The 5386-nt window shown below is 68.3% G+C and carries 6 protein-coding genes; 3 read left to right on the forward strand and 3 right to left on the reverse strand.

Features of this window, described 5'->3' with window-relative positions; genetic code table 11:
• Both pbpC and WAZ62_RS10345 read right to left on the reverse strand, forming a co-directional pair.
• The coding region (gene pbpC / locus WAZ62_RS10340; protein WP_422643443.1) for a penicillin-binding protein 1C at positions 1-1722 on the reverse strand (1722 nt) is incomplete at its 3' end.
• Between the two features lie 156 nt (positions 1723-1878).
• Positions 1879-2046 (reverse strand): YdcH family protein, encoded by a 168-nt coding sequence (locus WAZ62_RS10345; RefSeq protein WP_422643444.1) that lies wholly within the window; start codon positions 2044-2046, stop codon positions 1879-1881.
• Between the two features lie 185 nt (positions 2047-2231).
• Between WAZ62_RS10345 and WAZ62_RS10350 the strand changes: the two genes are divergently transcribed.
• Entirely contained in the window at positions 2232-2858 is a 627-nt protein-coding gene (locus WAZ62_RS10350) for a UbiX family flavin prenyltransferase (protein WP_422643445.1), read from the forward strand.
• Here WAZ62_RS10350 and WAZ62_RS10355 read toward each other — a convergent pair whose 3' ends face one another.
• Positions 2859-3587: a TIGR02444 family protein gene (locus WAZ62_RS10355; protein ID WP_422643446.1), complete on the reverse strand. Its 729-nt coding sequence runs from the start codon at positions 3585-3587 to the stop codon at positions 2859-2861.
• Here WAZ62_RS10355 and purE point away from each other — a divergent pair.
• Positions 3586-4074, forward strand: coding sequence for a 5-(carboxyamino)imidazole ribonucleotide mutase (gene purE, locus WAZ62_RS10360; RefSeq protein WP_422643447.1), 489 nt, complete (start codon positions 3586-3588; stop codon positions 4072-4074). The two genes, WAZ62_RS10355 and purE, sit on opposite strands and share 2 nt — an antisense overlap.
• Positions 4071-5231 carry a 5-(carboxyamino)imidazole ribonucleotide synthase gene (locus WAZ62_RS10365; RefSeq protein ID WP_422643448.1) on the forward strand — a complete coding sequence of 387 codons (1161 nt, stop codon included), beginning with the start codon at positions 4071-4073 and terminating at the stop codon, positions 5229-5231. Before purE ends, WAZ62_RS10365 begins: the two co-directional genes overlap by 4 nt.
• Positions 5232-5386: the final 155 nt, after the last annotated feature.

Below are 5386 nucleotides of genomic sequence, written 5' to 3' on the forward strand. Positions count from 1 at the left end.
CAGCATGGAAAAGGCGGCGAAGACGAGGGGCGCGGCGGCCTCGCGGCCCATGCGCCCGGGCGAGAAGGAACCGTCCGGCCGGCCGACCCAGACCCCGACGGTATAATCCCTGTCGTAGCCGATCGCCCAGGCATCGCGAAAACCATAGGACGTGCCGGTCTTGTAGGCGATCTGGCGCCCGTCCGAAGTCGATTCCCCGGGCAGGAGATGGGGCGGCGGCGGCGTGTCGCGCAGAATCGCGGTGACCTGCCACGCGGCGGAAGCCGACAGCAGGGTGGCGGGCACGCCCGCCTCGTCGTGGATGCGGTCGCGCAGCGGCAGCGCCCGCCCGCCATCGGCCAGGGCGGCGTAAAGCGTGACGAGATCGCGCAAGGTGACGCCGACACCGCCAAGGGCGATGGGCAGGCTGGGCTCCGCGCCCGGATCGGGCAGGCGAAGGCGCACGCCCGAGGCCGCCAGCCGGGCCGAGAAGCGGCGCGGCCCGACCAGATCGAGGACGGCGACGGCGGGAATATTCAGCGACAGCTGAAGCGCTTCCGCCAGCTTGACCTCGCCCCGATAGAGCCGGTCGAAATTCTTCGGGGCATAGCCGCCGAAATGGGTCGGCCGGTCGACCACGATGGTTTCGGGATGGCAGACCAGATCCTCGAAGCCCATGCCGTAGATGAAGGGTTTCAGGGCCGAACCGGGGGAGCGGACCGCCATGGTCATGTCGATCGGCCCCGCGCGGCGGCGGTCGAAATAGCCGGCGGAGCCGACGCTGGCGACCACCCGCCGGCCCTCGTTGGCGACGACGAGGATGGCGATATTGGCCGTCGCCTCGAACTGGCCGATGTTGCGGGCGGCGAGGTCTTCCAGCTTCTGTTGCAGGTCGCGGTCGATCATGCTGGCGATCACCGAAGCGGCGGGATCGGCCCTATGCAGCCGCTCCGCCAGATGGGGGGCGAAGAAGGGCGCGGGCAGACGGGCGACCGGCACCGCTTCCTCCATCGCCTCGCGGGCGGCGGCTTCGGTGATGACGCCGGCTTCGGCGACCCGGGTCAGCACCTCGTCGCGCATCCGCCGGGCGACATCCTCGTGGCGATCGGGGCGGCGCCGCTCGGGCGATTGCGGCAGGGCGACCAGAAGCGCCGCCTCGCCGTCGGTCAGATGGTCCGGCTCCTTGCCGAAATAGAACAGCGAAGCCGCGCGCACCCCTTCGAGATTGCCGCCATAGGGCGCGAGGGTGAGATAGAGGCCGAGGATTTCATCCTTGGACAGATGCGCCTCGAGTTGCAGCGCCCGCGCCATTTCGATCAGCTTGGCGCCGAAGGTGCGCGGCCGAGGCTGGATCAGGCGCGCGGTCTGCATGCTGAGGGTCGAGGCGCCGGAGACGATACTGCCCGCCACCACCGCCTGCCCCGCCGCCCGCAGCACAGCGACGGGATCGACGCCCCAGTGATCCCGGAAGCGCCGGTCTTCATAGGCGGTGAGCATGGCAATGAAGCGGGGATCGACGTCGGCCGGCTGCGCCGTGAAGCGCCAGCGCCCGTCATCGGCCTGAAAGGCGCGCAAAGGCTGGCCGCTGGCGTCAAGCACGATGGTCGAGCGGCTGGCGACGAGATCGAGCGGCAGCGGATAGGCCCGGTCGAGCACAAGGGCAAGCCCCGCCAGCACGGCGAGGGCCGCCAGCCCGGCCAGGGCCAGGCGGCGCAATCGTCCGGGGGTGAAAAGGCGCATCATGCCGGGTCCAGGCGCGAGATCGACGGATAGAGGGTCATTCGATCACGATCGCCGGGTAAAGGCGATGACGGCGATCACAGGCGCCAAAAACAAGGGCCACGCCGATCATGCCGACGTGGCCCCCGGCCCCGAGCGGGGCGAATTCAGCTTATGGGATCAGTGGCTGGGCAGACGAGTAAGCTCGTCCTTGATGCGCAGTTTTTCGCGCTTGAGCTTGGTGATGACCGCCGGATCCGGCATCGGCCGATGGGATTCGGCCTCCAATTCCCGGTCGACCGACGCATGACGCTGGGACAGGCTGCTTGCGCGTGCTTCAAGGCTCATTCGCAGATCCTCCCTTCCATTCACGGGACTGACATCTAAACACGTGGGAACGGCATCGTCAGCCTTCAATGATGAATGCAGCGCATCGATTCGATATTGCACCGCACCATGTTCCAAAACCGTTGACCCATCCCGCCGCCGCGCCCACCCTCCGCCCGAGAAACAGTCGAAAGCATCGCGAGACCATGGCTCCGGCCCCTTCCCAGAAACCCCGGATGATCGTCGGCATTTCCGGTGCCTCGGGCGTCGTGCTCGGCATCCGGCTGCTGGAGCAGTTGCGCGCCCTCGACATCGAAAGCCATCTGGTGATGACCAGGGCGGCGGAACTCACCCTGGCCTATGAAACCGACCTGAAGGTCGCCGATGTCCACGCGCTCGCCGATGTGGTGCATCCCGTGGCCGATATCGGCGCCACCATCGCGTCCGGCAGTTTCCGCACCCTTGGCATGGTGATCGCGCCCTGTTCGATCAGGACCCTGTCGGAAATCGCCACGGGCGTGACCTCCAGCCTGATCAGCCGGGCCGCCGACGTCATCCTGAAGGAGCGGCGCCGTCTCGTCCTCATGGTGCGGGAGACGCCGCTGCATCTGGGCCACCTGCGCTCGATGACCGCCGTCACCGAAATGGGCGCCGTGGTCATGCCGCCGGTGCCGGCCTATTACGCCGAACTGCAGACGATCGAGGATGCGACGCGGCAGAGCGTCGGCCGCGCCCTCGATCTGTTCGATCTCGATTCGGCGCCAGTGCGGCGCTGGGGCGAGGCGACACGGCCGCGCGGCCGGCCCCGCGGGCGCGAAACCGGGGACGAATAGTCAGCCGAGGGCCGCCAGCAGCGCCCCCGCCTCCGTCACGCCATAGGCGGCGAGGCTGAGGGCGGCGATCTCCGCCGCCGGCCGGGAATCGCGGCCAAGGGGCGGCACGGCCGCCAGCATCTGACGCTGCGATTCGCGTTCCAGGTCCAGTTCGGCCGCCTTGGCCGCTTCATAGTTCGGGCCACCCGCCGCCTTCAGGGCGCGGCGGCGTGCCCGCGCGGGGAGAAGGGCCCATTGGCGAAACGGCGTCGCGGCGCGGTCGATCGCACCGATCTCCGCCGCCGTCAGCGGCCGGAAGCCTTGATCCGCAAGGAAAAGCAGCAACAGCGCGAGATTGACATCCCGCCCCTGCCGGTCCTGAAGATCGAGGCAGAAGGCGGCGATCCCGGGGCGATCGTAACAGGCGATCGACCAGCGCCAGAATTCCGTCGCGCCCGGCGTGTCAGAAACATTCATGGTCGCGTCCAGACATGATATAAAACCCCTCTTTCCGGTGTGGGGATCGCGGCGCGAATGGTGGACGAGGAAGAGCTTCAGCGTAAGCTGACGGAATTGATGCAGGAACATCGTGACCTTGACGCTGCCATCGACGCCCTTATCACGACACCGCCTTTCGATCAGATCCAGGTGCAGCGTCTGAAAAAGCGCAAGCTGCAACTGAAGGATCTGATCCTGAAGGTCAACAGCCAGCTCCTGCCCGACATCATCGCCTGACAGGCTCTCATCCATGACCTCTGATTCTCCCGTCGTCGGCATCATCATGGGCAGCCGGTCGGACTGGCCGACCATGATTCATGCCGCCGAAACCCTGGCCAACCTCGGCGTGCCGCATGAGGTGAAGGTGGTTTCCGCCCACCGCACGCCCGAGCGCATGTTCGATTACGCCAAGGAGGCCAAATCCCGGGGCATCAAGGTGATCATCGCGGGCGCGGGCGGCGCCGCCCATCTGCCGGGCATGACCGCCGCGCTGACCAGCCTGCCGGTGCTGGGCGTTCCCGTCGAAAGCCACAGTCTGAAGGGCCAGGATTCGCTGCTTTCCATCGTGCAGATGCCGGGCGGTGTGCCGGTCGGCACCCTCGCCATCGGCAAGCCCGGCGCGATCAACGCCGGGCTTCTGGCCGCGTCGATCCTCGCCCTGTCGGACCCGATGCTCGATACCCGGCTGATCGAATTCCGTCGGCGCCAGACCGAAAGCGTGCCGGAGACGGCGGAGTGAGCACCAGACCGAAGCCGGCCCCGCTGACCGCGGCGGCCCTGCCCCCGGGCAGCACCCTCGGCATCCTGGGCGGCGGCCAGCTCGGCCGCATGATCGCCATCGCCGCCGCCAATCTCGGCTATCGCTGCCATATCTATGGCCCGGAAGCGGACCCGCCGGCCGGCCTCGTCGCCGCCGCGACCACCATCGCCGCTTATGAGGACGAAGCCGCGCTGGCCGCTTTCGCCGATGCGGTCGACGCCATCACCTATGAATTCGAGAATGTGCCGGCGGCCACCGTCGAATTCCTCGCCGCGCGAAAACCCGTGCGGCCGGGGGCCAAGGCGCTTTCCGTCGCGCAGGACCGGGTGGCGGAAAAGACTTTCGCCAACGACAAGGGCGCCGAGACCGCGCCGTTCCGCGCCGTCGCCAGCCGCGCCGAACTCGACGCCGCGGTCAAAGCCCTCGGCCTGCCCGCCGTGCTGAAGACAAGGCGCTTCGGCTATGACGGCAAGGGCCAGGCGATCATCCGCACCTTGGCCGATGTCGACGCCGCCTTCGCCGCCATGAAGGGCCAGCCGGCCATTCTCGAGGGTTTCGTCACCTTCACCGCCGAAATCTCGGTGGTGGCGGCCCGGGGCGTCGCCGGCGATATCGCCGTGTTCGATCCGGTCGAGAACCGCCACAGCCACCATATCCTCGATGTCACCATCGCCCCCGCCCCGGTGCTGTCGCCCGAGGTCGCGCTGCGGGCCCAGACCATCGCCCATGATTTCCTGATCGCGCTCGATTACGTCGGCGTGCTGGCGATCGAATTCTTCCTCGCCGCCGATGGCCGGCTGCTGGTCAACGAAATGGCGCCCCGGGTGCATAATTCCGGCCATTGGACCATCGAGGGCGCCGAAACCAGCCAGTTCGAGCAGGCGGCCCGCGCCGCCCTCGGCCTGCCGCTGGGCTGCCCGATCCGGCGCGGCCGCTCGGTCATGCTGAACCTGATCGGCGACGACGCCCGGGCCTGGGGCCGGCTGCTGCTGGCCGAAGGCGCGCATCTCCATCTCTATGGCAAGGCGGAAGCCCGGGCCGGTCGCAAGATGGGCCATGTCACCCGGGTGCTGACCGACGACACGCCGGTCGAAATCGCCATCGTCGAGCTGCGCCGGGCCATCGCCGGCGCCTGAGCCCGCTTTCAGCCGAAGGCCGCCAGGCCTTCGGTCATGTCGAGGGCCTGCGCCGCCCCGAGGCTGTCGCCGATCGCGATCAGGATCGGCTCGTCGAGGCCAAGGCCGGCCGCGCCTTCCGCGAGGAGGGACAGCGGCCCCGCCCAGCGCCCCTC

The sequence above is a fragment of the Zavarzinia sp. genome, from assembly GCF_049306435.1.
In the GTDB taxonomy this organism is placed as follows: Bacteria; Pseudomonadota; Alphaproteobacteria; order Zavarziniales; family Zavarziniaceae; genus Zavarzinia.